Origin of the sequence: Dactylosporangium sp. NPDC048998, assembly GCF_043197855.1 — a bacterium.
Taxonomy (GTDB): domain Bacteria; phylum Actinomycetota; class Actinomycetes; order Mycobacteriales; family Micromonosporaceae; genus Dactylosporangium.
Window position 1 is genome coordinate 17,090 of the sequence record NZ_JBICTV010000013.1, and the last position, 26,199, is coordinate 43,288.

A 26,199-nucleotide genomic window follows, 5' to 3' on the forward strand; every position below is an offset into this window, starting at 1 on the left:
GGGTCGGCGAGCGGGCCAGGTCAGCGGCCGGCGCCGGCCACCGCGAGCGGGAGCCGGGTCGGGCTGACCATGATCCACGGGTTGCGGAACTCGGCGGGCTCGGCGGCGTCGACGGCGATCTCGCCGTACCGGCGCAGCAGGATCTCCATGGCGATCCGCGCCTCCAGCCGCGCCAGCGGGGCGCCGAGGCAGAAGTGCAGCCCGTGGCCGAAGCCGAGGTGCGGGTTGGGCGTGCGGCGCGGGTCGAACCGGGCGGGGTCGGCGAAGACCCGCTCGTCGCGGTTGGCGGCCGCGAGCCAGGTGACGATCACCGCGCCGGCCGGGACAGCGGTCCCGCCGACCGTGGCGTCCGCCGTCGCCCGGCGGACCAGGCGCGGGAACGGCGTGTACAGCCGGACGACCTCCTCGATCGTGCTGGGCAGCAGCGCCGGGTCGGCCCGCACCTCGGCCGCGGCGTCCGGGTGCGCGTCGAGGCACAGCACCGTGTTGCCCAGGGTCGCGGTCGTCGTGATGTGCCCGGCGAGCAGCAGCAGCCCGGCGAACCCGACGATCTCCTCGTCCGACAGGTGCTCGCCGCCGGCCTCGGCGACCACGAGCCGGCTGATCAGGTCCCCGCCCGGGGCGGCGCGGCGGGCCCGGATGTGCCCGAGCAGGTAGGCGTTCATCTCGCGGACCGCCGGGGCGACCTCGGCCACCGCCTTCGTGCTCGTCAGCCGTGACAGCGACTCGTCGGGGCCGGCGTCGGAGCGGTCGAACAGCCGGTCGGCCCAGCTGCGGAACAGCGGGCGATCGGTGGCGGGGATGCCGAGCAGCTCGGCGATCACGATCACCGGCAGTGGGTAGGCGAGGTCCTCGATGAGGTCGAACCGGCGCTCCCCCGCCCGGTCGTCCAGCAGCCCGTTGGTGACCTCGGCGATGCGCGGCTCCAGACCCGCCACCATCCGCGGCGTGAACGCCTGGCTGACCAGCCGCCGCAGGGTGTCGTGGCGGGGCGGGTCCATCCGCACGAAGTTTCCGCGCTGGAACAGGTCCAGGTCCTCCTGGCGGGGCATCAGGTCACCGAGATCGGAGGAGAACGTCGCCGCGTCGGCGAGCACCGCGAGGGTCTCGGGGTGCCCCAGCACCGTGCAGCACCGCTCCTTCTCGTCGTAGTGCGCCGGGCCGTTCCGGCGCGACCGCTCCAGCCAGGCGTGCAGGTCGGGCAGGGTAGGGGTGGGGGTCGGCATCGCTGATCACGCTCCCGCCGTTGTGGGGTCACGGGTCGGCTCAGGGTTCGCTCGGGCCTACCCGGCCGCCCCGGCACCAAACCCGGGCCCCGCCCGCGGCGCCCCCGCCCGCGACCGTCCGGCCGCGGCGCTGGCCGCCGCTCACCCCCGGGCGGCGGCCGGGCCGGCGCTGTCGCGCGCCGTCAGCACCGGCGGGACCAGCGTCGCGCCGGGGACCGCCCGGCCGTCCAGCTTCGCGGCCACCAGCTCGACCGCGCGGCGGCCGATCTCCTCGGCCGGGATGCCGACCGAGGTGAGCCGGGGCTTCGAGCGCTCCGCCAGGTCGTCGGGGCCGATCGTCACCACCGACACGTCCCGCGGGACGGCGCGGCCCAGCGCGGCGAAGGCGTCCAGCAGCAGCGGTACCGCCGGCTCGTTGTGCACCACGACCCCCGTGAGGTCCGGGTGGCGGGCCAGCAGCGTCTCCAGCGTCGCCTGGACCGCGTCCGGCGAGGGCTCGCACGGCACCGTCGAGCCGGTCAGGCCGCGCCGGCGCAGGGCCTCGTCGAAGCCGGCGGCGGTGCGGCGCGCGAAGCCCAGCTCCCGCTCGTACACCTCGGGCGGGGAGCCGATCAGGGCGACGCAGCGGTGGCCTAGGTCGGCGAGGTGGTCCACGCACGCCGCGCCCGCCGCCGCGAAGTCCAGGTCGATGCAGGTCAGGCCGGAGCCGTCGGCCGGGAAGCCGATGAGCACGGACGGGCGGCCGAGGGTGCGCAGGCGCGGCAGCCGAGGGTCGCGCTCCTCGATGTCCATGACGATGAGCCCGTCCGCCAGCGAGCTCGCGGCGACCCGCTCCAGGCCCTTCTCCCCCTCGTCCTGGGTCAGCAGCAGCACGTCGTGGTCGAAGCGACGGGCGGCGGTGACGACCGAGATCACGAACTGCATGAGGATCGGCACGTAGAGGCCGGTGTACAGCGGCATGATCAGCGCGATCACGTTGGAACGGTTGCTGGCCAGGGCCCGGGCGCCCGCGTGCGGGTGGTAGCCGAGCACCTCGATCGCGGCGAGCACCCGTTGCCGGGTCTCCTCCGAGATCGTGCGCTTACCGCTCAGGACATACGAGACGGTGCTCGGGGAGACCCCCGCCTGCCGCGCCACGTCACCGATCGTCGCCATGGGCGTCACGGTAGCGGGTCGCGTGTGCCTCGTCCCGCACCGGCGCCCGGCGTTGTCGATCAACAGCGCCCCGGCCGCGGCCGGGGCGCCGGCCCGCCGCTGTGGTCTCGCAGCGGATTTGCGGCGAGTGGGACGGTCTCGGGAGATCGGCGCGGGCATGCCCGGATTCAGGAACGTTCCACTTCCCGCCCGGTTCTGGCCCGGACCGCCGCGCCGGGCGGCGGGGTCAGTGGCGGTGGCGGTCGTAGCGGTCGGCGTCGTCCGTGGAGAAGGCCTTTGCGAGCAGCGCGGCGATCGCCACACCCACCACGGCGATGCCGACCTGGACGCCGATGACCAGCCAGTCGTACTCGTGGCCGCGCACCACGAGGTGCTTGTCACTGTGCAGGTCCCAGCGGTCCGCGGCCCAGGTGCCGGCCACGGCGGCGCCCATGCCGATGAGGACCGTGAGGATCAGCCCGATCGGCTGGCGGCCGGGCAGCAGGATCCGCGCCACGATCCCGATGACGGCGCCGAAGACGATGGCGGCCAAGTAGTCCTGGATGTGCACCGGATGCCTCCTCCAGCCAGGGGGTGCTCACCGTGCATTGTTCCGCGCCCGCGCAACCGCGAAACGTGACGGCGGCCGCCGGCCGGTGGCGAGGACCAGGGTGGGCGTTCCACCGGCGCGCGAGGTGTGGCACCCGGCCGGGCATGCGCGCGTACGGTTCGAGGTATCGGCTATGGGAAGGGATGTCCCGTGATGCAGCAACGCAGCTTCGACGTCGTCGTGGTCGGCGCCGGGCCGGGGGGCGAGGTCGCGGCCGGGCGGCTCGCCGAGGCCGGCCTCGACGTGGCGATCGTGGAGGACCGCAAGGTCGGCGGCGAGTGCTCGTTCTGGGCGTGCATACCGTCGAAGGCGCTGCTGCGCCCCGGCGAGCTGCTGGCCGAGGCGCGCCGGGTCCCGGGCGTGGTGGAGGCGGTCACCGGGCCGCTGGACACGGCGGCGGTGCTGCGCCGCCGCGACGAGCTGATCAACGGGCTCGACGACAGCGGGCAACTGCCGTGGCTGCAGGAGCGCGGCATCGCCCTGTTCCGCGGGCACGGCCGGCTCGACGGCGAGCGCCGGGTGGCGGTCGGCGACGTCGTGCTCGAGGCGCGGCGGGCAGTCATCCTCGCCGGCGGCACGTCGCCCGCGATGCCGCCGATCGAGGGGCTCGCCGAGGCCTCGCCGTGGACCAACCGGGACGCCACCACCGCGCGGACGCTGCCCGGGCGGCTGGTCGTGCTCGGCGGCGGCGTGGTCGGGGTGGAGATGAGCCAGGCGTACGTCTCCCTCGGCACCGAGGTGACGCTCATCGAGGGCGAGCGGCGGCTGCTGCCGCGGGAGGAGGAGTTCGCCTGCGTGCAGGTGACCGAGTCCCTCGCGGAGCAGGGCGTGGACATCCGCACCGCGCAGAAGGCGACCTCGGTGCGCCGCGACGGCGACGCCGTGGTCGTCACGCTCGGCGACGGCGCGACCGTCTCCGGCGACGAGCTGCTCGTGGCGACCGGCCGGGTCCCGGACACCGGCAACCTGGGGCTGGAGACGGTGGGGCTGTCCCCCGGCGGGTACCTGAAGGTCGACGAGCACACCCGCATCCCCGGCAAGGACTGGCTGTACGTGATCGGCGACCTCAACGGCCGGGCGCTGTTCACGCACATGGCGAAGTACCAGGCGGCGCTCGCCTCCGGGCACATCCTCGGCCGGCCGATGGCCGCGACGCACCTCGCCGACGGCACCGGCGCCCCGCGGGTCATCTTCACCGATCCGCAGGTGGCGGCGGTCGGGCACACCACGGCCACGGCCGAGGCGGCCGGGCTGAAGGTGCGGGTCGTGGACCTGCCGACCTCCGGCAACGCGGGCGGCTCGTACTACGGCCGCGGCGCCCGCGGCACCAGCCGGTTCCTGATCGAGGAGGAGCGCCAGGTGATCGTCGGGGCCACGATCACCGGCTCCGAGGTCGCCGACTTCCTGCAGGCGGCGACGATCGCGGTGGTGGGCGAGGTACCACTGGGCCGCCTGCGGCACGCGATCCCGGCGTTCCCGACGCGCAGCGAGATCTGGCTTTACCTCTTCAACGCGCTGGGCCTGTGAGCCGCCTGTGAGCCGCCTGTGAGCACGGGGTGACCGCACGGCGGTCGCCCCGGGATCACGAGGTGAGCAACGGGGCCAGCTCCTCCAGTTGGCGCAGCGCGTCCTTGGCGCCGGCGCCCAGGGGCTGGATCAGGACGTGGTCGGCGCCGGCCTCGCGGTGGGCGTGCAGCCGCTCCACGATCTGCGCCGGCTCGCCCCACGCCACGATCGAGTCCACCAGATGGTCGCTGCCGGCGCCGGCCACGTCCTCGTCGGTGAAGCCCAGCCGCTCGAGGTTGCGAACGTAGTTCGGCAGGGCCAGGTAGCCGGCGGTGTGCCGCCTGGCGGTCTCGCGGGCCACACCGGGCCTCGCCTCCACGACGACGGCCTGCTCCGGGATGAGCAGCCGGTCGGGGCCGAGCACGGCGCGGGCCTGCGCGGTGTGCTCGGGCGGCACGAAGTACGTGTGCGCGCCGTCGGTGCGGTCCCGGGCCAGCGCCAGCATCCGCGGGCCCAGCGCGGCCAGGACCCGCGGCGCCGTCGCCGGCGGTGCGTCCGGCGCGCCGTCCATGCCGTCGAGGTACTCCCCCATGCGCTCCAGCGGCCGCCGGTAGGTCTGGCCGGTGCGGTCCACGATCGGGGCGTGGCTCACGCCGAGGCCCAGGACGAACCGGCCCGGCCACGCCTCGACGAGCGCGGCCGCGGCGGCCCGGGCGGTCGCCGGGTGCCGGGCCCAGATGTTGGCGATCCCGGCGCCGGCCACGATCCGGGACGTGGCCGCCAGCCACACCGCCTCCTGCGCGAAGATGTCGTTGCGGCCGACGGCCTCGCCCTCCCACAGCGAGCCGTAGCCCAGCTGCTCGATCCGGGCCGCCGCCGCGCGCTGGTCCGCGGCCGGCTCGCGCGACAGGGCGCCGAGCCACACACCGGTCGGGCCGAGAGCCTGCCGCGCATCGGTCACGGTCTGCGATTCAGCCATGCCCGTCCCCTTCCCGCCCGACGCCGGATCATGCTGGCGCGGAGCGCTCAGCGCTCGGCCTGCACGGTCAGGGTGACCGACCCGACCCGGATCGTGTCGCCGGGCGACACGCGGACGGCCGCGCTCACCGGGCGGTCGTTCACCGTCGTGCCGTTCGTCGAGCCGAGGTCGGTAACCGTCAGGGCCCTTCCGTCGTACTGCAGGCGAGCGTGCCGCCGCGAGACGCCCTCGTCGCGCAGGCGCAGGTCCGCCTGGCGGCCGCGGCCGATCACGGTGACGCCGGCCTGCAGCGTGTACCGCCGGCCGTCCCCGACGAGCAGCCCGATGCCCCGGCCGGCCTCGTCGCCGCGGCGGGTCCGCGCCTTGCGCACGTCGGCGACGACCCGGAACTCCCCCGCCGGCACGTCCTCGTCGGGCTGCAGGTCGACGACCACCTCGTCGGCGACGCTCCAGCCCTGCGCGGCGAGCCACTCGGCCTGGGAACGGGCCAGCGACGCCGCGTAGGCGCTCACGTGCTGGTGGTCGGCCGGGGCGACGAGCACGAGGTAGCTGTTGGGGGCCAGGGTCTGCTCGCCGAACTCGGCCTCACGCTGCATGGCGCGCAGAATCGTCAGCCGGTTCATCTGCCGAACTTTAGCCGTGCGGGTTCATGGGGCCCGTCCCGTACGCCGCCCGGGCGAGGCCGACCAGGTCGTCCAGGAACGCGGGCGGGTCGTCGCGCCACCACGCCAGCCAGACGTGGATCGGCGGGGCGTCGCGGACGCGGCGGTACGCCACGCCCGGCCGCGGGTTCTGGTTCGCGGTCGCCTCCGACGTGATCCCGACGGCCTGGCCGGCGGCGATCAGCGTGAGCCACTCGTCGACGCCGTGCGTGGCGCGCACCGTCGCCGGGGCGCCGCCGGGGTGCCACAGGTCGACGGTGGTGGTGCCGGTGCGATCGTCGATGGCCACCGTGTACCGCGCGAGGTCCTCCAGCCGCACCGTCCGGCGCCGGGCCAGGGTGTTGTCGCTGGCCACCGCCGCGTAGCGGGTCTCGACCCCGACGAGGGCCGTGTCGAAGCGCGGGTCCTGCAGGGCGCGGCGGACCACGGCCACGTCGGCGCTGCCGTCGCCGAGGCCGGCGGCGGGCGTGTTGGACTGCACGAACACCAGCGGTACCGCCGGATGACGAGCGGCCCAGGCCCGCTGCAGCCGCCGGGTGTGCTTGCCCATCGCCGCCCAGGCGTAGCCGACCCGCAGCTCGGTGCGGGACCGCTCCACCGCCCGGCGCAGGTGCGCCACCTCGTCGAGCACCGCGCGGGCGCGGGCCAGCACCTGCGTGCCGGCGGCGGTGAGGCGCACGTGGCGGGTGGTGCGGTGCAGCAGCCGGGCGCCGAGGGCCGCCTCCAGGGCGGCGACCGCGCGCGACACCGCCGCCTGCGACAGGCCCAGGGCCGCCGCGGCGTCGGTGAAGGTGCCGGCGTCGACCACCGCGACGAACGCGCGCAGCTGCCGCAGCTCCAGATCCATGCGTACAGCGTATGGATCGCGCGGCCGGCGCATTTCTCCTCCCGTCCGCGCCGGCCGAGACTGGCGATCGTGAACAGGCCGAACCTCGACACGAGCGGCGCCCTCGCGACGATGTTCGCCGGCGCCGCGGGCAACCAGGCCGGCGCCGCGCTGGGGGCGCGCGCCTTCGACGCGATCGGGCCGGCGGGCGTGGTCGCGGTGCGCCAGTTCGTCGCCGCCACGGTGCTGCTGCCGGTGGCCCGGCCCGACCTGCGCCGCTTCACGTGGGCGCAGTGGTGGCCCACCCTGCTGCTCGGGCTGGTCTTCGCGACCATGAACCTCAGCCTGTACACCGCCGTCGACCGCGTCGGGCTCGGCCTGGCGGTGACGCTGGAGTTCCTCGGGCCGCTCGCGGTCGCCCTCGCCGGCTCGCGCACGGGCGCCGACCTGGCCTGCGCGATGATCGCCGGCGCCGGCGTCTACGTGCTGGTGCTGCCCGGACCGGGCAGCGACTTCGCCGGCGTGGGCCTGGGCCTGCTCGCGGCGGCGTGCTGGGCCGCCTACATCCTGCTCAACCGGCTGCTCGGCGCGCGGCTGCCCGGCCTGCAGGCGCCCGCCGCCGCGACCGCCGTGTCGGCCACGCTCTACCTGCCGGTCGCGGCGCTCATGCTGCTGCACGGCCGGTTCGGCGCGGCCGCGATCGCGTACGCGGTCGGCGCCGGGGTGCTGAGCTCGGTCGTGCCGTACGCCGCCGACGTCATCGCGCTGCGCCGCGTCCCGCCGCGGTTCTTCGGGCTGCTGCAGAGCGTGCACCCGGTCCTCGCCGCCCTCGCCGGCGCGCTCATCCTCGGCCAGGTCCCCGCCGCGCACGTGTGGCTCGGCATCGCGATCGTGGTCGCCACCAACGCCGTCGCGGTCGCGATCGCGGGCGCGGGCGCCCGGGCGGCGCGGGTCTCTGCCACGGCGGCGGGCAGCACAAGCGGGCCCCCGGTGTCGTGGCCCGCGCCCGCCGGTTCGACGCCCCCGGGTGAAGCGTCGTTTGGCCCTCGGGCGACCGGGTAGGCGAGGCGAGGTGATGATGTCTCGCGCCGCCCCGCACGGCGCCGGCCGGGCGTGGCCGCCATGGTGAGCGGCGTCGCCCTGGGCGCCGTGCACGAGTTCGTGGCCGGGCGGCTCGACGACACGGGCCAGGCCGCGCTCGCCGACCAGATCGCGGCGCTGGTGGGCCAGCCCGAGCCACCGTCGACCCCGATCGCCTCCGCGCTGCGCCGGGTCATGCAGCACGTGGGCGGCGACGAAGCGCTGCTGGCCTGGCTGGACCGGTTCCCCGGCCGCCCGCGCATGATCGCCCGCATCCTCGGGCTGGTCGCCCTGCTGGACCGCTTCGGCGACCGGCTGGCCGTGGTCGTGGCGTTGCGGGACCTGCGGGAGCGCACGCCGTACCCCAAGGACCTCGCCGGCCACCTGCCCGCCGTCACCGACGAGGAGACCCTGCCGGGTCTCGGCGGCGAGATCAAGATGCTGCTCGGCGAGGACGATCTCGCCGAGGCCGGCCGGGTCGCCCTGGCCGGCGCGGGCCTGCTCACGAAGATCGCGCCGCGTGTCGCGGACGTTCCCGGCGTGGAGGATCTGGGCCCGCCGGCCGAACGGTCGCGGCAGGGGCTCGAGGAGGCGCTGAGGGCGCTCAAGGAGGCGCGGCAGGCCACGGGGTCGCCCGGGGGCGCGCAGGCCGCCCGCACACGCACAGAGGGGGGAGCACGGCCATGACGGCAACCAAGCACTGGACTGTCGAGATCGTCATCGGCGAGCACGACGGCCAGACCCACGCCGAGGCGCGGCTGAGCGCCGAGGACGACACGCTCATCACCGGTGCCGGGGACGCGCACCTGCACCCGGCGGACGACAACATCCCGGAGATCGGCGACGAGCTCGCCGCGGCCCGGGCCCTGTCCGACCTCGGCCACCAGCTCCTGCTGACGGCCGCCGCCGACATCCAGGCGGTCACGGACGAGCCGGTCCGGCTGGCCGGCTGACGGCGACCGGCCGCCCGACGGGCCGCCATGCCGGCGTGGCCTCTGGCGGCTTCAGGCGCTCGGACGACCCTTGCGGCTCACGCCTGCGAGTCCTTCTGGGCGATGGCCATCATCTTCTGGATCGCCTGTCGCGTCACGCCCAGCTCGCGGGCGAGATCCGCCTGGTTGAACCCCTCCGCCAGCAGCTGATCCATGATCCGGCGGCGCTCGCGGGCCAGGTGCTGCGCGATCCGGGCGTGTTCGATCGCTCGAGACCGAACGTCTTTGAGCTGGGCGATCAGGTCGGCGTGCGCGGGAGTCTCCACCGATTTGCTCATATCGACAGCATGACAACCCCAGGTTGTCAGTGTCAACCCCCGGTTGTCACGGTGGCGGAATTCAGCCACCGCACCGAGTCGGTGACGGTCCGCCATGGGTCGATGTTGTCGGCGCCGTGCGGGCCGGCGAGGGTGACGGTGAGCAGCTGCCGGTCGTGCCAGAACTCGTACCGCTCGACGTCGTCGTTGACAATCTTGCCGGTGACCGGATCGGCGGGGGCGTCGGCGCGGTAGGTGATCAGCAGGGCGGTGCCGGACCGGCGCTGCACGGTGGACACCGAGCCGGCGGCGAAACCGGGGGTCTTGCCGGCCAGCGCGTCCAGCGCGGCGGTGCCGTCGGCGGTGGTCGGCGCGGCGGGGCTGCTGCCCAGGGTCACGGTGATGGTGTTGAGCTTGTCGGTGAACGTGGCGGTGTCGCCGATCTCGGTGCGCGCCCAGCCCTCGGGGACCTTGACGGCGTACTGCTCGCCGACCGGCCGGTATTCGCCGAACGCCCGATTGTCGGGGATGTCGCCGGCGCCGCCGGTGTCGCCGCCGGCCCCGCCGCAGCCGGCGAGCCCGATGAGCGCGGCGACGCCGGCGGCCGCGAGGAGGGAAGCCTTGCCCATAAACCGGGACCTTACGGGCGAAACACTGAAAGAATTCTGAATTAGACGGTCGCGGGCGCCAGGCGCGAGGCGTGCCAGGCGGAGCGGACCGCGTCGATCAGGGTGTGCCGGGCCCGCCAGCCCAGCTCGCGGCGGATGCGGCCGACGCCGGCGATGACCTCGGCTGGATCGCCGGGGCGGGGCGGGCCGACGACGTACGGCACGCGGGCGCCGCAGACCCGCTCCACGGCGGCGATCACCTCGAGCACGGAGTGGCCGCGGCCGGTGCCGACGTTGTAGACGCGGGCCATCGGCGCGGCGTGGATCGCGGCCCCGGCGGCCAGGTGCGCGGCGGCGAGGTCGGCGACGTGGACGTAGTCGCGCACGCCGGTGCCGTCGGGGGTGGCGAAGGCGTCGCCGGTGACCACGAGCGGCTCGCCGGTGCGCGCCGCACGGAACACCAGCGGCAGCAGGTTGGTTGCGCCTCGGTCGCCGAGGTGCGCGGCGGCGGCGCCGACGGCGTTGAAGTACCGCAGCGCGACCCACGACACCCCGGGCGCGGCGGCCATCGCGCGCTCGGCGAGCAGCTTGCTGTCCCCGTACGGGTTGAGCGGCGCGGTCGGCGCGTCCTCGGTCACCAGGGCGGCGGCCGGGGTGCCGTACACCGCGGCCGAGGACGACAGCACGATGCTGCCCACGCCTGCCTCGGCCATCGCCTCGAGCACGGTGGTGACGACCGTGACGTTCTGCCGGTGGTACCACTGCGGCTTCTCGAACGACTCGGGCACCGACTTGCTGCCGGCCAGGTGCATCACGCCGGTGATGCGGTGGCGGCGCAGCGCCGCGCGGACCGTCTCCGGGTCGCCGGCGTCGCCGACGAGCAACGGCACGCCGGCCGGGACGCGGCGCGGGTCCCCGGTGGACAGGTCGTCGAGGACGGCCACGCTCTGCCCGGCCGCCTGCAGCGCCGCCGTGACGTGCGCACCGATGTAGCCGGCGCCCCCCGTGACCAACCAGGTCATGCGGCCTCCGCTGTGCTCCGGACCGGTCATGCCGTCACCTCCGCTTCGCTCCGGCAGCGGCATGACTTACACCCGCATTCCCGATGACCGGCCCCTCCGCTCCGCTCCGGACCGGTCATGCCGTCACCTCCGCTTCGCTCCGGCAGCGGCATGACTTACACCCGCAATCCCGATGACCGGCCCCTCCGCTCCGCTCCGGACCGGTCATTGGCCCACCACCGCGTGCTCGCGCAGCGGGCCGAGGGTCAGCCGCCGGGCGGCGGCCCACTCGATGAGGCCGGGCAGTGCGCCGAGGGTGCGTCGCCACGAGCCGGCGGCCGAGGTGCAGTCGCTGTCGTGCAGCAGTACCGTGCCGCCGCCGACGAGGGGCCGCGTGACGGTACGCAGGATGGTGTCCGGGGTCGCCCGCGCCTCCCAGTCGCGGCCCCAGGCCGTCCACAGCACCGGGGTGAGCCCGAGGCGGCCGCACGCGCGCAGCCCGGCGGTGGTCAGCACGCCGTAGGGCGGGCGGTACCAGCGCGGCAGCGCCCCGCTGGCGGTCGCGACGAGGTCGCGGGCGCGGGCGATGTCGTCATAGGTGGCGGCGGCCCGGCGGCGCAGCAGCATCCGGTGGTGCCAGCCGTGCACGGCGACCTCGTGGCCGGCGTCGACGAGCTCGCGGCCCAGGGCCGGGTCGAGCCGAAGCATCGAGCCGAGCAGGAAGAACGTGGCGCGCACGTCGTGCTCGGCGAGCACCTTGAGAAAGTGCGGGGTGGAGCGGCGGTCGGGGCCGTCGTCGAAGGTGAGCGCGATGTGGCCGGGGCGGCCGATGCCGGCGAGGTCGGGCAGCACCGCGCGGCGCAGCGGGGTCAGCGTGGCGAGCACCGGCGCGGCCAGCACCACGTCCCCGGCGTCGATCCGATTGCTCCGCTCCGGACCGGTCATGCCGTCACCTCCGCTTCGCTCCGGCAGCGGCATGACTTGCACCCGCATTCCCGATGACCGGCCCCTCCGCTCCGCTCCGGACCGGTCATGCCAGCACGTCCTCGGGGCGCTGCGCGGCCGGTGCGAAGGGCCGCGGATCGCGCAGCGCCTCGCGCAGGCCCGCGGCGAGGCTCCCGCGGTCGCGGATCCAGGGGACCCAGCCGATGCGGTCGAGCACCTCGGCGTTCGTGCGGCCGTGGCCGGGCAGGCAGCGGTACGTCACGACGGGCCGCCCGGCGGCGAGCGCCTCCAGGGACGACAGGCCGCCGGCGTTCTGCACGACCACGTGGCTGTCGCGCATGAGGGCGGGCATGTCGTCGACCCAGCCGAGGGCGTCGCCGAACCCGCCGCGCTCGATGCGGCGACGCAGCGGCTCGTTGCGGCCGCACACGACCACGGGCCGGGCCAGGCCGGTGGCGGAGATGTCGGCGGCGGCCGCCTCGATCGCGCCGACGCCCCAGGCCCCGGCGACGACCAGCGCTCGCGGGAACCCGGCCGGCGGCGGGGAGTAGGCGAAGCGGGGCGACACCGCGGGCGCGACGACGCGCACGTCGGCGGCGCCGTGCTCCTTGGCCTGCCGCGCCGCGTCGTCGTGCAGCGCCAGGTGTACGTCCACACCGCCGCAGACCCACAGCGGGTGCACGGAGAGGTCGGTGAGGTACGTGTACACCGGGACGTCCAGCCGGCCCTGCTCGCGCAGCCGGCCGAGCACCTGGCTGGCCAGCGGGTAGGTGGAGATCACCGCGTCGGCGCCGCTGCCCACGGCGTCGAGCACGGCCCGGTCGGCCATCGCGGTGAGCCGGGTGGCCAGCGCCGTGGAGCCCCGGGCGCCGGACAGGGCGAGCAGCCAGCCCCACGTCTGCGGGGCCGCGGTCAGCTGGCGGCGGTACAGGCCCCGCAGCACCCGCCCGGCGCGCCGCGGCAGCAGGTCCACGAAGTCGTACCGCTCGACGGTGACGCCGCGCCCGGTCAGGCGACGCGTCAGCTCCGCCGCCGCGCCGTCATGTCCGGCGCCGAAACTCGCCGAGATCACCACCATCCGCTTGTTCATGCGCCGGATGTTGGTGGGGTCTGCCTGAAAGAACGCTGAACGCGCACCCGGCATATCCCATATTCCGGATTTATCCTCGTACCTCCTGACGGAGGTCACATCGCCCGGGGCGGCGGGGAGTTGAGGTCAGCGGCGCACGCTCAGCGGCCGGCGATCGCCGGCGGTACGGCGCTGACCCGCTCGGCGAGCGCGTCGACGGTGGCGGCGAGCCGCTGGACCTGGGCCGGCTGCAGCGTGTCGTAGCCGGCGTAGCCGTCGCCCTGCCGGTACTTCGCCAGCTCCTGCTCGACCGCGGCGAACTGGGCGTCGAGGCCGGCGTCGTAGGCGGGGCGCAGCGCCGCGATGACGGCCTTGCACCCCTCGACGTTGGCGGCGAAGTCCCACAGGTCGGTGTGCGAGTAACGGTCCTCCTCGCCGGTGACCTTCTTCGTGGCGACCTCGTCGAGCAGGCTCTTGGCGCCGTTGGCGATCTCCAGCGCGGTCAGCGACACGCCGCCGAGGCGCCGCTGGAGCTCGGCGACGTCGGCCAGCAGCCGGTCGGCGACCCCGGCGACGGCGGCGAGGTCCTCGCCGTCCCACAGCGCCTTCTCGATGCGGTGGTACCCGGTCCACTCGACGCCCGGGTCCAGGTCGCCGTCGCGGGCGTCGATGCGCGGGTCGAGGTCGCCGAAGGTCTCCGCGACCGTCTCGATCCGCTCGTACGGGGTTCGCGCCGGCGCGTACAGCGCCTTCGCCCCGGCCCGGTCGCCGGCCTTGACCGCGGCCACGAACCGCCCGGTCTGCTCCGCGAACGCGGCGGCCTGCTGCTGGACGTACTGCCGGTAGTCCTCGGCCGCCCGCGCGAGGGCCGGGTCGGCGGAGGCGGACGCGCGCGGGCCGGTCACGGTGAACGCGCCACGGATCCCGGCGCCGGTCATGCCCGGGCGGCACGAGGTCGTGTACGCCCCGGCGGGCAGGTCGACGCGCAGGCTGCGAGTGACGCCGGGCGGGATGTTCTCGACCTCGCCGACGACGCGGTCGCCCGCGGCGTACACGTAGAACTCGGTGACCTTGCTGCCCCCGTTGCGCACGTCGAACACCCGCACGCCGGCCGGGGCGCTGTCCGCGCTGAGCTTGCACTCAGTGTCGGTGGCCGTCACCGCGATGTCGCCGCCGCCGGACGGCTGGGCGCCGCCGTTGCAGGCGGCGAGCAGGGCGAGGACCGCGGCGGCCGCGAGCGGCGGCAGGGCACGGGGACGCGACACGAGGCACTCCGAAAAGTCAGGTGAGGCTAACCTCGCTAACGTCCTACATGTTGTCGGCGAAAGTCAAGTTCCCCCGCATCGGTACCGTAGCCGCGTGAACCGACCGGATGGCGCCCCCGAGCGGCGGGCCTGGGGCTCGCTGGAGTCGGACACGATGGCCGTGCTCTGGGCGGCGCCGGGCCCGCTCACGCCGGCCCAGGTGCAGGAGGCGCTGGGCGGCGGCCCGGCGTACAACACCGTGCAGACGATCCTCACCCGGCTCCACGAGAAGGGCCTGGTGCGCCGCGGCCCGAGCCCGCAGGCCGGACGGGGCCGCCGCGGCCACGAGTACTGGCCGACCGACGACGCCGCCACGGCCGCGGCCCGCCGGATGCGCGCGGTCCTGGACGGGCCCGGCGACCGCCTGGCCGTGCTGCGCCGGTTCACCGCCGGCCTGGACCCCGCCGACGCGGCGGCCCTGCGCGCCCTGCTCGACGAGCCCGCCGGCGGCGGCGACCCGCGCGGCGCGCCGTGACCTGGCCGGTGTACCTCCCGCTGCTCCTGCCGGCCCTGCTGCTGCCGGCGGGTCGGCTCGCGGCCGCCGCGAGGCGCCCGGAGCGCGCCGCCCGGGCCCTGGCCGCCGCCGCGCTGCTGAGCGCCGGGTCCGCGGCCGGCTGCGTCGCGCTGCTGGCCGCCACGCTCGTGGACGACCTGCCGTCGCTGGAACGGCAGGAGCAGCGCGCCTTCGCCCTCGGCCACGCCCTGCCCGAGCCCGTGCCCGACTGGGCCGGCGCCGCGGCGGCCCTCGCCCTGGCCTGGCTGCTGTACCGGGTGGCGGCCGAGACCCGGCGCCGTCGCCGGGTGGCGGCCGACCTGCACGCCGCGGGCCGCCCGCACGACGGCCTGCTGGTGGCCGGCTGGGCCGCACCGCACGCAATCGCGGTGCCGCCGACCCGCCGCCGGCCCGGCCACGTGCTGGTGACCAGCGGCCTGCTGCGGATGCTGGGGCCCGCGGAGCGCGATGCGGTGCTCGCCCACGAGCGCGCCCACCTGGCGCTGCGCCACCACCGCACGGCCGCCATGGCCGGCCTGGCCGCGGCGGCCGACCCGCTGCTGCGCCCGGTGTCGGTGGCCGTGGGCCTGCTGCTGGAGCGCAGCGCCGACGAGACCGCGGCGGCCGCGGTGGGCTCGCCCTCGCTGGTGGCCCGCACGATCGCCCGGGTCGCCCTGGCCGCCCACGAGGACCCCGGCCCGGGACACGACAACCCCGGTAACCTCCTTGCCGCGACCGGCAGCGATGTCGTACGCCGCGTCGAGGCCCTGACGCGGCCCGGCGCGCTCGGCCGCGTGCACGCCACCCGCGCCACCGTGGCCCTCGCCGGCGCGGCCGGCCTGGCCCTGGCCTCCCTCACCGCCGCGGGCGCCGCCCTCGCCGGCTTCCTCGACGTGGTCCGGGCCTGGCTCCCGGTGCTGTGACCTGCCGGTCACCCGGGCAGGTGCAGGCGCAGCAGCGCGCCGCCGGAGGGGGCGTCCTCCACGGTCAGGGTGCCGCCGTGGGCGGTCACGATGTCGCGGGCGATCGGCAGGCCCAGGCCGGTGCCGCCCGCGGTGCGCGAACGGTCGTCGTCGAGGCGGACGAACCGGCCGAAGATGCGCTGCCGCTGCTCCGCCGGGACGCCCGGGCCGTCGTCGGCGATGGTCAGCTCGGCGGTACCCCCGTCCGAGCGCAGCGTCAGCTCGACCGCCTGTTTCGCGTGGCGGGCCGCGTTGTCCAGCAGGTTACGCAGGACGCGCTGCAGGTGGTGAGCGTCGCCGCTGACCCGCACCGGCGCGACGCGGGCGGTGACGCGCAGGTCCGGGCGCTCGGCGGTGAGGCGCTCGCGCTCGGCGTACACCAGGTCGTCGAGGTCCACGTCCTCGCTGCGCAGCTGCAGCCCCTTCTCGTCGACCCGGGCGAGCAGCAGCAGGTCGGTGATGAGGCGGGCCATGCGCTCGCTCTCGCGGTGCATGCGGGTCACGTGCGCGCCGGCCGGCGGCGGCAGGCCGGCGGTGGCGAGCAGGTCGAGGCCGGCGTGGATGGTGGACAGGGGGCTGCGCAGCTCGTGCGAGGCGTCGGCGACGAACCGACGCTGCGCGACGGTGGCGGCCTCGATCCGGTCGAGCATCGTGTTCATCGTGCTGGCCAGCGCCGCGATCTCGTCGCCGGTCTGCGGCACCGGCAGCCGGTTGTGCAGGCTGCGGCCGGTGATGGTCTCGGCCTGGCGGCGCATCGCGTCGACCGGGCGCAGCGACCGCCCGACGAACAGGAACGTGGCCACGCCGACCGTGAGCGTGAGCAGCGGCAGGCCGACGAGCAGGGCGCCGAGCGCCGCCTCGGTGCCGTCGTCGATCTCGTCGATGGACTGCCCGACCAGGACGGTGCGCGGTCCGGCACCGGTGTCAACGCCGAGGGCGGTGATGCGGAAGTACTCGTAGTGCGCCACGCTCAGCCGTCGCTGCTCCTGCTCGCTCTCCCCCGCCGGGGGCCGCAGCGCCGAGATCGGCCCGGCACCGGAGATCGCGGCCGAGGCCGCCACCACCCGCCCGGTCGGGTCGACGACCTGCGCGATGGTGCGGTCGCGCGGCGACGGGCTCAGGACCGCCAGCAGCGTCGCGCGGTCGCTGTCGTCCAGCGTCCCGGCGATCTGCGCGGCGCGGTCGAAGGTGTTCTGGTCGACGTTGCCGGTGAGGATGAACCGGGCCGCGACGACGAACGCGACCCCGGTGAACACGGAGGCGACCGCGACCACGGCCGAGGCGGCCAGGGCGGAGCGCATCCGCACTCCGAGCCGGTTCCGGATCCGCTCCACGACGCCCCTCATGCCCCCGACGCTAGCGGTACGGAACTGAAGAGCTCCTGAAGCACCGCCCGTTCCCTGCGCGGCCCGCTGCACAGGCCTTTGAGCGAACTATGGCCGCCACGGCCCCCTGCGGGCCATCGGGGAGGTCCCTGAGCGTCCCCCCAAGTCAGACGGCGGGTGACGGTGCGTGACCGAGCTCACTCGGAGCCGAAGCCCGGGCCGGGGCCGGGGCCAGCAGCAGTACGCACGCGGCCGCGAAGAAGGCGACGAGGAGCCGGCCGTGCCAGGCGTCCGGCATCGGCACCCAGCGCGCCAGGAACAGCCCCAGGCTGGCGGCGATCGTCCACCAGGGCGACGACCAGCGGGAGCCGACGAAGTCCCACACGAGCGTGCCGACCACGAGCCCCGCGATGTAGTACTTGTTGCCGCCCGGCTCGAGGACCAGCCGCGCGGCGACGGCCAGCAGCGGGATCGCCGCCCAGCGCCCGCGCCACACCGCCAGGGCGCCGAGGGCCAGCGCGAGCGCCAGCTGGGCGGGGCGGTCCCACGGCGGGGTCCGCGGGTCGCGCACCCCGATCACGCGCAGCGCCGAGACCGGGCGGTTCTCGATGGTGTACCGCAGCGCCGCGCTCGTGTGCGGGTCCCCGGCGAAGAACGGCAGCCACGCCACGGCCAGCACGAGCCCGAGCACGACCACGGCGGCCAGCTGCGCCCGCCACCCGGGCAGCAGCAGGAGCAGCGCGGCGAAGGCGAGCGCCCACGGCTTGGCATCGGCGGCGAGGCCGAGCAGCAGCCCGGTCACCCACGGCCGGCCGGATCGGGCCGCGCGCAGCGCCGCGACCGACAGCAGCAGCGCGAGGACGTCGTCGACGTGGACGACGCCGACGGCGAGGAACATCCACACCGGCACGAAGTACAGCGCGGCCTGCGCCAGCCGGGTGCGGTCCCGCTCCGGCCGCAGCCCGCGGACGAGGTACACCACGAACAGCCCCGCCGCGGCGCCGAGCACCTGCCAGCCGAGCATCGCCGCGGCCGGCCCGGCCGGCAGCAGCGGCAGCACGGCCAGGAACGCGAGGGGCCCGATCTGCAGCACCGGCGCCGCGGCGTAGAGGTGCAGACCGCCGGCGACCCGGTCGTGGGCGTCGGCCAGGGCGTGGGCGCCCTGGACGAAGAAGGGCCACGACGAGCCGCCGCCGATGACCATGACCGCGAACCACCCGGCCGCCCACGCTGTCACCAGCGACGCTGCGGCCCGTGCGGAGAGGCGCATGTCAGGAACCGTAGGAACGCGTTCCTGAAGGATCTCTGAATGGCTATATCCAACGGGTATACCCACTGGATATACTGCCGGGCATGACGGTGCCGTACGCGCTGCTCGGCCTGCTGGAGGGCACCACCAGGCACGGCTACGACGTCAAACAGGCCTACGACCGCCGCTTCGGCGGCACCCGCCCGCTGCGGGTGGGGCACGTGTACCGGATACTGGCCCAGCTGGTGCGCGACGGGCACGTCGCCGAGGCCGGCACCGAGCCGGGCGCCGGGCCGGAGCGCAAGCGCTACGCCATCACCGAGGCCGGCGTCACCGACCTCGGCCGCTGGCTGGCCGAGCCGGAGGAGCCGCAGCCGCAGCTGCAGGCCGTGCTGTTCGTCAAGGTCGTCCTGGCCCTCATGTCCGGCCGCCCCGCCGAGGAATACCTCGACGCCCAGCGCGACCTGCACCTGGCCCGGATGCGCGAGCTGACCGCCGCCCGCCGCGCCGCCGGCCCGCAGGCCGCGCTACTGGCCGACTACCAGCTCTTCCACATCGAGGCCGACCTGCGCTGGATCGAGCACGCCGCCGGCCGCCTCGACGCGCTGCGCGCCGAGGAGGGGCAGTGAGCGCGGCAGAAGGCTCTTCAACCTGCTCTCAGGATCTGCTCGCCAGGATTTCGCTCCATGCAGCTGCTGACCTATCCCGAGGCGATCGTCGTCGGGCTCCTCCAGGGCGTGACCGAACTGTTCCCGGTGTCCAGCCTGGGCCACAGCGTCCTGCTCCCCGCGCTGATCGGCGGCCGGTGGGGCCGCGACCTGGACGTCTCGGCCCCCGAGTCGCCATACCTCGCCTTCGTCGTCGGCCTGCACGTGGCCACGGCCCTGGCCCTGCTGCTGTTCTACTGGCGCGACTGGGTGCGCATCGTGGGTGGGTTCTTCACCTCCATCCGGTACCGCCGGATCACCACCCCCGAGGAGCGCCTCGCCTGGATGATCATCCTGGCGACCATCCCGGTCGGCATCACCGGCCTGCTGCTCGAGCACACCTTCCGCACGGTCCTGGGCCGACCCGTCCCGGCGGCCGTGTTCCTGACGCTCAACGGCCTCATCCTGCTGGGCGCCGAGCGCCTGCGCCGCCGGGCGGCGCGCGCCGCGGAGGCCGAGGTGGTGGTCGAGGCCGCGATGGCCGAGGTCAGCACGGGCAGCGTGTACCGCAGCCGTGCCGGCGCCGCGACCGCACCGGACCGCACCACCGGCGACCCGGACGAGCGCCTGGCGGCCGGCACCTTCTGGCGGGCCGTGCAGATCGGATCGGCCCAGGTCCTGGCCCTGCTGCCGGGCATCAGCCGCTCGGGCGCGACGATGGGCGCCGGGCTGCTCAAGGGCCTCTCCCACGAGGACTCGGCCAGGTTCTCGTTCCTGCTGGCCACCCCGGTCATCCTGGCCGCGGGCGTGCTCAAGCTGCCCGACCTGTTCGGCCCGCTGGGCAGCGGCATCCACGGTCAGGTGCTGGCCGGCAGCGCGGCCTCCTTCGTCGCCGCGTACCTGGCGGTGCGGTTCCTGACGAAGTACTTCGAGCACCGCACCCTGAACCCGTTCGCGATCTACTGCATCGCCGCCGGCCTGGCGAGCCTCGCCTGGCTCACGCTGCGCTGAACGGGCTCAACCTCACTCCTGGCCGAGGACCTCGCGGATCCTGGCCAGGAGCGCGGCCTCCGTGAACGGCTTGGTAGTCCCCCCGATCAGGCCGTCCGCAGCACGGCCGCGACCGGGCGGCGGGCGCCGAGCAGGGACGGCACCGCGGTCAGCGCCAGCACGCCGAGCACCGTCGCGGCCGGCAGCAGGACCAGCTGCCACCACGGCGGGGCGACCGCGCCCTCGCCGGTGGCGGCGCGGTAGAGCTGCACGCCGAGCGGAAGGCCCGCCAGGGCGCCGATCGCCGCGGGCAGCACCTGCACCACCGACAGGCCGGCGCCGATCCGGGCCGGGGTGGCGCCGAGCGCGCGGGCCAGGGCCGAGGCGTGCCGCGCGTCGGTGACGGTCGCCCAGGTCATGAAAACTGTGTTGACCGCGGCGAGGACGAGCAGCATCACGGTGAGGGTGGCCGTCACCTGGCCGAGGCGCTCGGCGCGCAGGTTGTGCACGCCTGCGGCGTACCGGGACGTGACCGTGGCGCTGGTCAGGATCGTGGTGAGGCCCGTGACGGTCACCGCGGTGCTGATGCCGAGCAGCACGGCCCGGGACGGGCGGCGGGCCACGAGCCGCAGGCCGAGCAGCAGCGGTACCGGCAGACGGGCCGACACGGCGATCAACGCCGGGCTGCGGCGCGGGCGGCGGGCCGGGTCGCGCAGGGCCGCGACCGTGCTGGTGCGGGCGGCGCGCAGGGCCGGCCCGGCGGTGGCGGCCAGCGCGCACGCCAGGGCCGCGCCGACCACGGCGGCGACGGTACCGGGGGTGAGCGCGGGGGCGTCCGGGGCCCCGACGAGGCCGGCGCCGGGGGCGGCCAGGCTCGGGGCGAGGAGCCGGCCCGCGAGCAGCCCGGCCGCGGCGGCGCCGAGGGCCAGGGCGAGATGCTCGACGAGCAGGACGCCGGCGATCAGGCCGGGGCTGCCGCCGACGGCCTTGAGCAGGCCGACGCGGCGGGTCTGCTCGACCATGCGGCGGCCGGCGAGCACGGCGAGGCCGGCGACCGCGAGCAGGGCGAGCAGACCCGCGCCGACCTGCAGGGCCGCCTGCTCGGTGCGGACCAGGCCGCTGTCGGCGTCGCGGATCTCCTGCCAGGACAGCACGAACGGCGCGGCAACGCCGGGGCCGGGGCGGGTGTCGTGCGCGGCGGCGAAGGCGGGCGCGGCGGCCGGGTCGGACAGGCGCAGGCCGACCAGGTACAGCACGGTGGGCGTGGTCGTCGCCAACGTGCCCGCATCGGCGTCGGTCAGCCAGACCAGGCCGATGTCGAAGGCGCCCGGGCCCGGGGCCACGCCGGCGAAGCAGAAGATGTGGCACAGGCTGCTGGGGTACGCCGGCAGCGCCGAGCCGACCGCGATGCCGCCGACGCGGAACGTCCGGCCGCCGAGGCCGATCGCGTCGCCGACCCGCACGCCGGTCGCCTCGGCAAAGCCGCGCTCCACGACGACCTCGCCGGGGCGGACCCAGCCACCGTCGACCAGCATCGGCTGGTCGACGGCCGAGGCCTGTTGACCGGCCAAGGCGTCGCGCCCCTCGGCCTCGACGGTCACGGTGCGGCCGCCGGCGGTCATCGTGGTGTGCAGGAGCCGGAACGGGCCGCCGTGGGCGGTGACGCCGGGCGCCGCGGCCAGCTCGTCGACGGCGCCGGGCTCGAGCGGGGCGCCGTCGTCGCGGACGAATCCGGCGATCGCGTCGGGGCCGGCCGAGGCCGCTTTCGTCCGCTCGTACGGCCGGTCGGTCACCCCGCGCAGTGTCAGCCCGAGCGACAGGGTGGTCGTGGCGGCGGCGAGCACGAGCAGCACGAGCGCGGCCTCGAACGGGCGGCGTCGCAGGTCGCGCCGGGCGAGGCGGAGCACGAGGCGGAGGCGTCCCACCGGCTCAGCCCTGCGCGCCGAGGGAGCCGGACAGGTCCGGGAGCTGCGACAGTACCGTCTGATCGACGAACGCGCCGTCGCGCATCTCCACGATCCGGTCGGCGGTCGCGGCGATGCGCGGGTCGTGCGTGACGACGACGAGCGTCTGCCCGGCCCGGTGCAGCGCGTCGAACAGGCGCAGCACGTCGAGGGTCGCGGCGCTGTCGAGGTTGCCGGTCGGCTCGTCGGCGAGCACCAGCAGCGGCTCGTTGGCCAGCGCCCGGGCGACCGCGACCCGCTGCCGCTGCCCGCCGGACAACTGCGCGGGCAGAAACCCGGCCCGATCGGCGAGGCCGACCCGGTCCAGCAGCTCGAGGGCGAGCGCCCGGGCCGCACGCGGGGACCGCCCGGCCAGCAGGGCCGGCAGCTCGGCGTTCTCCACCGCGGTCAGCTCGTCGACGAGGTGGAAGGCCTGGAAGACGAAGCCGATCCGGTCGCGGCGCAGCCGGGCCAGCCCGCGCTCGCCCATGCCGTCGGTGCGCCGGCCGTCGACGGTGATCTCGCCGCTCGTGGGGCGCTCGAGGCCGCCGAGCAGGTGCAGCAGCGTCGACTTGCCGCAGCCGCTGGGGCCCATGACGGCCACCGTTTCGCCGCGGGCGACGTCGAGGTCGACGCCGTCGACGGCGCGGACCAGGCCCGCTCCCGCGCCGTACTGCTTGCGCAGCCCGCGGGTCCGCAACACGGTCATGAAGGTTCCTTTCGGGAGGTCCAGCGCCGCTCGCAGGCCTGCAGCCAGCGCAGGTCGGCCTCGAGCCGCAGGACGAGGCCGTCGAGCAGCAGTGCCGCGTCGGAGCCGTCAGGCTCGGCGAGCCCGGCCCGCTGGGCGTCGCGCAGCCGGCGCAGCAGCTCGCGCCGCTGCGCGTCGATGAGCGCGACCGGGTCGGCGAGCCGGGTGGCCGCGGCGGCGACGAGCTTGAGGTGGAAGTCGGTGGGTGCGGGTCGGGGCCAGGCGACCTCGGCGAGCCAGTCGGCGACGCGCCGCTGCCCGGCGGGGGTCAGCGCGTAGACCTTGCGGTCGGGCCGGTCGGCGCCGTCGGCCGCCTCCCAGCGGACCAGGCCGGCTTTCTCCAGCCGGGTCAGCGTCACGTAGATCTGCCCGGCGTTCATCGAGTCGCCCAGCGGGCCGAGGGCCTCGCGCAGCCGGGCACGCAGCTCGTACCCGTGCGAGGGCTCCTTGGCCAGCAGGGCGAGCACCACGTCCTGCATCGCCACCCCTAGATAACAGTTATCTAATGGATAACTGTTATCCGCGGCGATGTCAACTGGCCGCGCGCGTTCAGCGTCGCCTCAGGATCGGCCTGTGATCCTCTCGGCCATGCCGATGGAAAAGTCCGCAATAGTCCGTATGGCGAATAAAGTTCCAGAGGTCACCGTGTACTTCTGGATCATCAAGGTGCTCGCCACCACGGTCGGCGAGACCGCCGCCGACCTGCTGAACTTCCAGCTCCACCTGGGCCTGGGCGGCACGACGCTCGTCATGACGGCGGTGCTGGCCGGCGCCCTGGTCCTGCAGTTCCGGGCCCGCCGGTACGTCCCGTGGCGCTACTGGCTCGCCGTGATCCTCGTCAGCGTGGTCGGCACGCTTATCACCGACAACCTCACCGACGTACTCGGCGTGCCGCTGCCGGTGAGCACCGCGGTCTTCGCCGTCGCGCTCGCCGCCACGTTCGTCTGGTGGTACCTCAGCGAGGGAACCCTGTCGATCCACACCGTCCACACCACGCGCCGGGAGGCGTTCTACTGGGCGGCGATCCTGTTCACGTTCGCCCTCGGCACCGCCGCCGGCGACCTGCTGTCGGAGCAGGCCCAGCTGGGCTACCTGGTCGCCGCGGCCCTGTTCGCCGCCGCCATCGCGGTCATCGGCCTGGGCTTCCGCCTGCGCCTGCTCGGCGGCGTGTTCGCCTTCTGGGCCGCGTACGTGCTGACCCGTCCGCTGGGCGCCTCCCTCGGCGACTGGCTGGCCCAGTCGCACGCCGATGGCGGCCTGGGCCTCGGCACGGTCGGCCCGAGCGCGGTCTTCCTGATCGCGTGCGTCGCGCTGGTCGCGTACCTGACCCGCAGCGGCGTCGACGCGCCCCGCGCCCAGCGGCCGGCCGCGCACGTGACGCAGCCGGTCCGCCGCTGACCGCCCGGATCGCGGCCTCGGCGCCACCAGGCTCACCGGAGGCTCACCGCACGTCGGTCACGCCCTGCACGCCGGCCAGCCGGGACAGCAAGGTCGCCTCGCGCAGCCGCCGCGGGACCGTGGCCGGGTCGCCGCCGAGCGTGACCCACCCGGCGGTCACGGTCACCTCGACCCGCGGCCCGGCCCCCGCCGGCTCCAGCGCGCGCAGCGCCGCCGCGGCGATCTCGGCGTCGCTGCGCGGCAGGACCTCGGGCAGGCGCACCTCCACGTCGTCGACGACCGCCCGCACGCCCGGCACCCGGTGCCCGGCGGCGACGGCGGCCCGGCGCTTGTGGTCGCGGTCGACCCAGCCGGCCAGGGTCAGCACGCCCCGGCGGACCGCGACCGCGATGTCGTTGGGCCACAGCCCGGGATCGCCGCGCAGCGCGTCGAGCACGCCGCGCTCGACGTCCTCGTCACCGCGGTCACCACCGCCCATGGCCGCCACGGTGGCGCGGCGGCGGGTGAAGCGACCTCACCCCGGCGCCGGTGACGATGGCCCTCGTGAGCGAGGCCGAGACACCGGACTTCGCCGGGGCCTACCCGAGCCTCGGCGAGCAGCACCTGCGCCCGCTGCGGCGGGCCGGCCGGGTCCGGGACGTCGAGGCCGGCACGATCCTGGTCCGCGAGGGCCAGCGGGAGCGCGACTTCACCGTCGTGCTGCACGGCGAGGCCGGCGTCTACGAGCGCTTCGGCCGCACCGGCCAGCGGCTGATCCGGGTGCACGGCCCGGGCCGCTTCCTCGACGAGCTTGGCCTGCTCACCCAGCAGGCGTCGTACGCGACCGCCGTCATGCTCCACGACGGGCAGGTGCTGGAGGTCCCGCTGCCGGACCTGCGCCGGATCACCGCGCAGGACCCGGTGCTCGGCGACCTCGTTGTGCGCGCGTACGTCCGCCGCCGCGACCTGCTCGTCGGCGACGCCGCCGGCGTCCACGTCCTCGGGTCGCGGTACACCCCGGACACCCGCCGGCTGTGCGAGTTCGCCGAGCGCCACCGGCTCCCCTACGTCTGGACCGACCTGGAGGAGGACCCCGACGCCGACCGGCTGCTCGCCGAGCTCGGCATCCCGCCCGGGCAGACGCCGGTCGTGCTGCGCGGCGACGGCCCGTTGCTGCGCAACCCGACCGACGCCCAGCTGGCGCAGGCGGTCAGGCTGGTGCCACCGGTGGGCGCGGTGCCGGACCTGCACGACGTCGTCATCGTCGGCGCGGGCCCGGCCGGCCTCGCCGCGGCCGTCTACGCCGCCTCGGAGGGGCTCGACACCGTCCTGCTCGACGCGCGGGCGGCCGGCGGGCAGGCCCGCACGTCGTCGCTGATCGAGAACTATCCCGGCTTCCCGGCCGGGCTGTCCGGCGGCGAGCTCGCCGACCGCGCGATGACCCAGGCCGAGCGGTTCGGCGCCGCGATCCGGGTGCCGGCGCGGGCCGTCGGGCTGCGGCGGGAGGGCGGCGACCACGCGATCCGCCTGCACGGCGGCGGTGAGCTCGGCGCGCACGCGGTCGTCGTGGCGACCGGCGCCCGGTACCACACCCTCGAGCTGGCGAACCAGGCGAAGTACGCGGGCACCTGCCTGCACTACGCGGCGACGTTCGTCGAGGCCCGCCTCTGCCGGTCGATGCCGGTGACCGTGGTGGGCGGCGGCAACTCGGCCGGGCAGGCGGCGGTGTTCCTGGCCGGCAGTGCCGCCGCGGTACGCCTGGTGATCCGCCACACCGACCTGGGCCGCGACATGTCCCGCTACCTCGTCGAGCTCATCGAACGCCACCCGCGCATCACGGTGCTGCGCGGCACGGAGGTCCGCCGCATCGAGGGCGACTGCGGCGGGCTGCACGCGGTCGTCGTCGCGGACCTCGCCTCCGGCCAGGAGCGGACCCTCGACACCGGGCAGCTGTTCGTGCTCGTCGGCGCCCAGCCGCGCACCGGCTGGCTGGACGGCGCGCTGGAGCTCGACGAGCGCGGGTATGTGCGCACCGGCGCCGCCGCGCTCCCGGCGATCGGCCGCGAGCAGGCCCCGGCGGTGCTGGAGAGCAGCCGGGCCGGCGTGTTCGCGGTCGGCGACGTGCGCAGCGGGGCGGTCAAGCGGATCGCGTCGGCGGTCGGCGACGGGGCGACGGTCGTCCGCCTGGTCCAGGACCACCTCACCGGCCGCACACCGGGCCGCCACGGGTAACCGTAACCGGCCCGGCGTGCGGCCGGGGCCACGA

The 26,199-nt window shown here is 75.6% G+C and carries 28 protein-coding genes; 10 read left to right on the top strand and 18 right to left on the bottom strand.

Features of this window, described 5'->3' with window-relative positions; translation table 11 throughout:
• Positions 1 to 20 precede the first annotated feature (20 nt).
• The 3 genes from ACGFI8_RS26950 to ACGFI8_RS26960 all read right to left on the bottom strand — a co-directional run bounded on the left by ACGFI8_RS26950 (position 21) and on the right by ACGFI8_RS26960 (position 2,931).
• Positions 21 to 1,226, bottom strand: coding sequence for a cytochrome P450 (locus tag ACGFI8_RS26950; protein WP_392809013.1), 1,206 nt, complete (start codon positions 1,224 to 1,226; stop codon positions 21 to 23).
• Between the two features lie 141 nt (positions 1,227 to 1,367).
• Positions 1,368 to 2,381: a LacI family DNA-binding transcriptional regulator gene (locus tag ACGFI8_RS26955; RefSeq protein WP_392809015.1), complete on the bottom strand. Its 1,014-nt coding sequence runs from the start codon at positions 2,379 to 2,381 to the stop codon at positions 1,368 to 1,370.
• Between the two features lie 226 nt (positions 2,382 to 2,607).
• Positions 2,608 to 2,931 (bottom strand): GlsB/YeaQ/YmgE family stress response membrane protein, encoded by a 324-nt coding sequence (locus tag ACGFI8_RS26960; protein WP_392809017.1) that lies wholly within the window; start codon positions 2,929 to 2,931, stop codon positions 2,608 to 2,610.
• A 192-nt stretch (positions 2,932 to 3,123) separates the two neighbouring features.
• Here ACGFI8_RS26960 and ACGFI8_RS26965 point away from each other — a divergent pair, with 192 nt between their 5' ends.
• Complete coding sequence (locus ACGFI8_RS26965; protein ID WP_392809343.1) at positions 3,124 to 4,497, top strand: dihydrolipoyl dehydrogenase family protein; 1,374 nt, start codon at positions 3,124 to 3,126, stop codon at positions 4,495 to 4,497.
• 55 nt (positions 4,498 to 4,552) lie between these two features.
• Here the strand turns inward: ACGFI8_RS26965 and ACGFI8_RS26970 are convergent, their stop codons facing one another.
• From ACGFI8_RS26970 to ACGFI8_RS26980, 3 genes are read right to left on the bottom strand one after another with little or no spacing between them, the layout of a single operon-like run.
• Positions 4,553 to 5,455 (bottom strand): TIGR03620 family F420-dependent LLM class oxidoreductase, encoded by a 903-nt coding sequence (locus ACGFI8_RS26970; protein ID WP_392809018.1) that lies wholly within the window; start codon positions 5,453 to 5,455, stop codon positions 4,553 to 4,555.
• 47 nt (positions 5,456 to 5,502) lie between these two features.
• Complete coding sequence (locus ACGFI8_RS26975; protein ID WP_392809020.1) at positions 5,503 to 6,078, bottom strand: FhaA domain-containing protein; 576 nt, start codon at positions 6,076 to 6,078, stop codon at positions 5,503 to 5,505.
• Positions 6,079 to 6,088: 10 nt separating this feature from the next.
• A complete protein-coding gene (locus ACGFI8_RS26980) occupies positions 6,089 to 6,964 on the bottom strand; it encodes a LysR family transcriptional regulator (RefSeq protein WP_392809021.1) in 876 nt (291 codons plus the stop codon).
• Positions 6,965 to 7,033: 69 nt separating this feature from the next.
• Here ACGFI8_RS26980 and ACGFI8_RS26985 point away from each other — a divergent pair, with 69 nt between their 5' ends.
• Genes ACGFI8_RS26985 through ACGFI8_RS26995 form a run of 3 tightly spaced genes read left to right on the top strand, consistent with a single transcriptional unit; the run spans position 7,034 to position 8,976 of the window.
• Positions 7,034 to 8,005, top strand: a complete 972-nt coding sequence (locus ACGFI8_RS26985) for a DMT family transporter (protein WP_392809023.1) — start codon at positions 7,034 to 7,036, stop codon at positions 8,003 to 8,005.
• Positions 8,006 to 8,056: 51 nt separating this feature from the next.
• Positions 8,057 to 8,710 (top strand): hypothetical protein, encoded by a 654-nt coding sequence (locus ACGFI8_RS26990; protein ID WP_392809024.1) that lies wholly within the window; start codon positions 8,057 to 8,059, stop codon positions 8,708 to 8,710.
• Positions 8,707 to 8,976 (top strand): DUF1876 domain-containing protein, encoded by a 270-nt coding sequence (locus ACGFI8_RS26995; protein WP_392809026.1) that lies wholly within the window; start codon positions 8,707 to 8,709, stop codon positions 8,974 to 8,976. The genes ACGFI8_RS26990 and ACGFI8_RS26995 overlap by 4 nt, the downstream gene beginning before the upstream one ends.
• A gap of 77 nt (positions 8,977 to 9,053) precedes the next feature.
• Here the strand turns inward: ACGFI8_RS26995 and ACGFI8_RS27000 are convergent, their stop codons facing one another.
• The 6 genes from ACGFI8_RS27000 to efeO all read right to left on the bottom strand — a co-directional run bounded on the left by ACGFI8_RS27000 (position 9,054) and on the right by efeO (position 14,160).
• Positions 9,054 to 9,293, bottom strand: a complete 240-nt coding sequence (locus ACGFI8_RS27000; protein WP_392809027.1) for a TrfB-related DNA-binding protein — start codon at positions 9,291 to 9,293, stop codon at positions 9,054 to 9,056.
• 32 nt (positions 9,294 to 9,325) lie between these two features.
• On the bottom strand, positions 9,326 to 9,901 hold the full coding sequence (locus ACGFI8_RS27005) for a hypothetical protein (protein ID WP_392809029.1): 576 nt from the start codon (positions 9,899 to 9,901) through the stop codon (positions 9,326 to 9,328).
• Between the two features lie 41 nt (positions 9,902 to 9,942).
• On the bottom strand, positions 9,943 to 10,902 hold the full coding sequence (galE, locus tag ACGFI8_RS27010) for a UDP-glucose 4-epimerase GalE (protein ID WP_392809030.1): 960 nt from the start codon (positions 10,900 to 10,902) through the stop codon (positions 9,943 to 9,945).
• A gap of 204 nt (positions 10,903 to 11,106) precedes the next feature.
• On the bottom strand, positions 11,107 to 11,826 hold the full coding sequence (locus ACGFI8_RS27015; RefSeq protein WP_392809031.1) for a polysaccharide deacetylase family protein: 720 nt from the start codon (positions 11,824 to 11,826) through the stop codon (positions 11,107 to 11,109).
• An 85-nt stretch (positions 11,827 to 11,911) separates the two neighbouring features.
• Positions 11,912 to 12,916, bottom strand: coding sequence for a glycosyltransferase (locus tag ACGFI8_RS27020; protein ID WP_392809033.1), 1,005 nt, complete (start codon positions 12,914 to 12,916; stop codon positions 11,912 to 11,914).
• Positions 12,917 to 13,056: 140 nt separating this feature from the next.
• Positions 13,057 to 14,160 carry an iron uptake system protein EfeO gene (efeO, locus tag ACGFI8_RS27025; RefSeq protein ID WP_392809034.1) on the bottom strand — a complete coding sequence of 368 codons (1,104 nt, stop codon included), beginning with the start codon at positions 14,158 to 14,160 and terminating at the stop codon, positions 13,057 to 13,059.
• 94 nt (positions 14,161 to 14,254) lie between these two features.
• Between efeO and ACGFI8_RS27030 the strand changes: the two genes are divergently transcribed.
• The gene (locus tag ACGFI8_RS27030) at positions 14,255 to 14,674 is read left to right on the top strand and encodes a BlaI/MecI/CopY family transcriptional regulator (RefSeq protein ID WP_392809036.1); all 420 of its coding nucleotides are present in this window, start codon (positions 14,255 to 14,257) and stop codon (positions 14,672 to 14,674) included.
• Positions 14,671 to 15,615, top strand: coding sequence for a M48 family metalloprotease (locus ACGFI8_RS27035; protein WP_392809038.1), 945 nt, complete (start codon positions 14,671 to 14,673; stop codon positions 15,613 to 15,615). The genes ACGFI8_RS27030 and ACGFI8_RS27035 overlap by 4 nt, the downstream gene beginning before the upstream one ends.
• Positions 15,616 to 15,623: 8 nt before the next feature.
• Here the strand turns inward: ACGFI8_RS27035 and ACGFI8_RS27040 are convergent, their stop codons facing one another.
• Positions 15,624 to 17,000 carry a sensor histidine kinase gene (locus ACGFI8_RS27040; RefSeq protein ID WP_392809040.1) on the bottom strand — a complete coding sequence of 459 codons (1,377 nt, stop codon included), beginning with the start codon at positions 16,998 to 17,000 and terminating at the stop codon, positions 15,624 to 15,626.
• 145 nt (positions 17,001 to 17,145) lie between these two features.
• Entirely contained in the window at positions 17,146 to 18,249 is a 1,104-nt protein-coding gene (locus ACGFI8_RS27045; protein ID WP_392809042.1) for a glycosyltransferase 87 family protein, read from the bottom strand.
• Between the two features lie 83 nt (positions 18,250 to 18,332).
• Between ACGFI8_RS27045 and ACGFI8_RS27050 the strand changes: the two genes are divergently transcribed.
• Entirely contained in the window at positions 18,333 to 18,857 is a 525-nt protein-coding gene (locus ACGFI8_RS27050; RefSeq protein WP_392809044.1) for a PadR family transcriptional regulator, read from the top strand.
• A 57-nt stretch (positions 18,858 to 18,914) separates the two neighbouring features.
• Positions 18,915 to 19,886 (top strand): undecaprenyl-diphosphate phosphatase, encoded by a 972-nt coding sequence (locus ACGFI8_RS27055; protein ID WP_392809046.1) that lies wholly within the window; start codon positions 18,915 to 18,917, stop codon positions 19,884 to 19,886.
• 86 nt (positions 19,887 to 19,972) lie between these two features.
• Here ACGFI8_RS27055 and ACGFI8_RS27060 read toward each other — a convergent pair whose 3' ends face one another.
• Genes ACGFI8_RS27060 through ACGFI8_RS27070 form a run of 3 tightly spaced genes read right to left on the bottom strand, consistent with a single transcriptional unit; the run spans position 19,973 to position 23,035 of the window.
• Positions 19,973 to 21,790, bottom strand: a complete 1,818-nt coding sequence (locus ACGFI8_RS27060) for an FtsX-like permease family protein (protein WP_392809047.1) — start codon at positions 21,788 to 21,790, stop codon at positions 19,973 to 19,975.
• Between the two features lie 4 nt (positions 21,791 to 21,794).
• Positions 21,795 to 22,517, bottom strand: a complete 723-nt coding sequence (locus ACGFI8_RS27065) for an ABC transporter ATP-binding protein (protein WP_392809049.1) — start codon at positions 22,515 to 22,517, stop codon at positions 21,795 to 21,797.
• Entirely contained in the window at positions 22,514 to 23,035 is a 522-nt protein-coding gene (locus tag ACGFI8_RS27070) for a PadR family transcriptional regulator (RefSeq protein WP_392809344.1), read from the bottom strand. Before ACGFI8_RS27070 ends, ACGFI8_RS27065 begins: the two co-directional genes overlap by 4 nt.
• A gap of 139 nt (positions 23,036 to 23,174) precedes the next feature.
• Between ACGFI8_RS27070 and ACGFI8_RS27075 the strand changes: the two genes are divergently transcribed.
• Complete coding sequence (locus ACGFI8_RS27075; protein WP_392809051.1) at positions 23,175 to 23,954, top strand: hypothetical protein; 780 nt, start codon at positions 23,175 to 23,177, stop codon at positions 23,952 to 23,954.
• 43 nt (positions 23,955 to 23,997) lie between these two features.
• On the opposite strand, the gene ACGFI8_RS27080 is transcribed toward ACGFI8_RS27075, so the two are convergent.
• Positions 23,998 to 24,432 carry a BON domain-containing protein gene (locus ACGFI8_RS27080; protein ID WP_392809053.1) on the bottom strand — a complete coding sequence of 145 codons (435 nt, stop codon included), beginning with the start codon at positions 24,430 to 24,432 and terminating at the stop codon, positions 23,998 to 24,000.
• Between the two features lie 65 nt (positions 24,433 to 24,497).
• On the opposite strand from ACGFI8_RS27080, the gene ACGFI8_RS27085 reads away from it, so the two are divergent.
• Positions 24,498 to 26,165 carry an FAD-dependent oxidoreductase gene (locus tag ACGFI8_RS27085; protein WP_392809055.1) on the top strand — a complete coding sequence of 556 codons (1,668 nt, stop codon included), beginning with the start codon at positions 24,498 to 24,500 and terminating at the stop codon, positions 26,163 to 26,165.
• The last annotated feature ends 34 nt before the right edge of the window (positions 26,166 to 26,199 follow it).

What these genes read in the sequence shown, in the direction of transcription:
- ACGFI8_RS27005 (WP_392809029.1), bottom strand. Translation starts at nt 9,901, where the DNA reads ATGGGCAAGGCTTCCCTCCTCGCGGCCGCCGGCGTCGCCGCGCTCATC.
- ACGFI8_RS26950 (WP_392809013.1), bottom strand. Translation starts at nt 1,226, where the DNA reads ATGCCGACCCCCACCCCTACCCTGCCCGACCTGCACGCCTGGCTGGAG.
- ACGFI8_RS26970 (WP_392809018.1), bottom strand. Translation starts at nt 5,455, where the DNA reads ATGGCTGAATCGCAGACCGTGACCGATGCGCGGCAGGCTCTCGGCCCG.
- ACGFI8_RS26995 (WP_392809026.1), top strand. Translation starts at nt 8,707, where the DNA reads ATGACGGCAACCAAGCACTGGACTGTCGAGATCGTCATCGGCGAGCAC.
- ACGFI8_RS27045 (WP_392809042.1), bottom strand. Translation starts at nt 18,249, where the DNA reads ATGCGCCTCTCCGCACGGGCCGCAGCGTCGCTGGTGACAGCGTGGGCG.
- ACGFI8_RS27055 (WP_392809046.1), top strand. Translation starts at nt 18,915, where the DNA reads ATGCAGCTGCTGACCTATCCCGAGGCGATCGTCGTCGGGCTCCTCCAG.
- ACGFI8_RS27075 (WP_392809051.1), top strand. Translation starts at nt 23,175, where the DNA reads ATGGCGAATAAAGTTCCAGAGGTCACCGTGTACTTCTGGATCATCAAG.
- ACGFI8_RS26965 (WP_392809343.1), top strand. Translation starts at nt 3,124, where the DNA reads ATGCAGCAACGCAGCTTCGACGTCGTCGTGGTCGGCGCCGGGCCGGGG.
- ACGFI8_RS27000 (WP_392809027.1), bottom strand. Translation starts at nt 9,293, where the DNA reads ATGAGCAAATCGGTGGAGACTCCCGCGCACGCCGACCTGATCGCCCAG.
- ACGFI8_RS27070 (WP_392809344.1), bottom strand. Translation starts at nt 23,035, where the DNA reads ATGCAGGACGTGGTGCTCGCCCTGCTGGCCAAGGAGCCCTCGCACGGG.
- ACGFI8_RS27065 (WP_392809049.1), bottom strand. Translation starts at nt 22,517, where the DNA reads ATGACCGTGTTGCGGACCCGCGGGCTGCGCAAGCAGTACGGCGCGGGA.
- ACGFI8_RS27020 (WP_392809033.1), bottom strand. Translation starts at nt 12,916, where the DNA reads ATGAACAAGCGGATGGTGGTGATCTCGGCGAGTTTCGGCGCCGGACAT.
- ACGFI8_RS27080 (WP_392809053.1), bottom strand. Translation starts at nt 24,432, where the DNA reads ATGGGCGGTGGTGACCGCGGTGACGAGGACGTCGAGCGCGGCGTGCTC.
- galE (WP_392809030.1), bottom strand. Translation starts at nt 10,902, where the DNA reads ATGACCTGGTTGGTCACGGGGGGCGCCGGCTACATCGGTGCGCACGTC.
- ACGFI8_RS26955 (WP_392809015.1), bottom strand. Translation starts at nt 2,381, where the DNA reads ATGGCGACGATCGGTGACGTGGCGCGGCAGGCGGGGGTCTCCCCGAGC.
- ACGFI8_RS27040 (WP_392809040.1), bottom strand. Translation starts at nt 17,000, where the DNA reads ATGAGGGGCGTCGTGGAGCGGATCCGGAACCGGCTCGGAGTGCGGATG.
- ACGFI8_RS26975 (WP_392809020.1), bottom strand. Translation starts at nt 6,078, where the DNA reads ATGAACCGGCTGACGATTCTGCGCGCCATGCAGCGTGAGGCCGAGTTC.
- ACGFI8_RS27015 (WP_392809031.1), bottom strand. Translation starts at nt 11,826, where the DNA reads ATGACCGGTCCGGAGCGGAGCAATCGGATCGACGCCGGGGACGTGGTG.
- ACGFI8_RS27050 (WP_392809044.1), top strand. Translation starts at nt 18,333, where the DNA reads ATGACGGTGCCGTACGCGCTGCTCGGCCTGCTGGAGGGCACCACCAGG.
- ACGFI8_RS26980 (WP_392809021.1), bottom strand. Translation starts at nt 6,964, where the DNA reads ATGGATCTGGAGCTGCGGCAGCTGCGCGCGTTCGTCGCGGTGGTCGAC.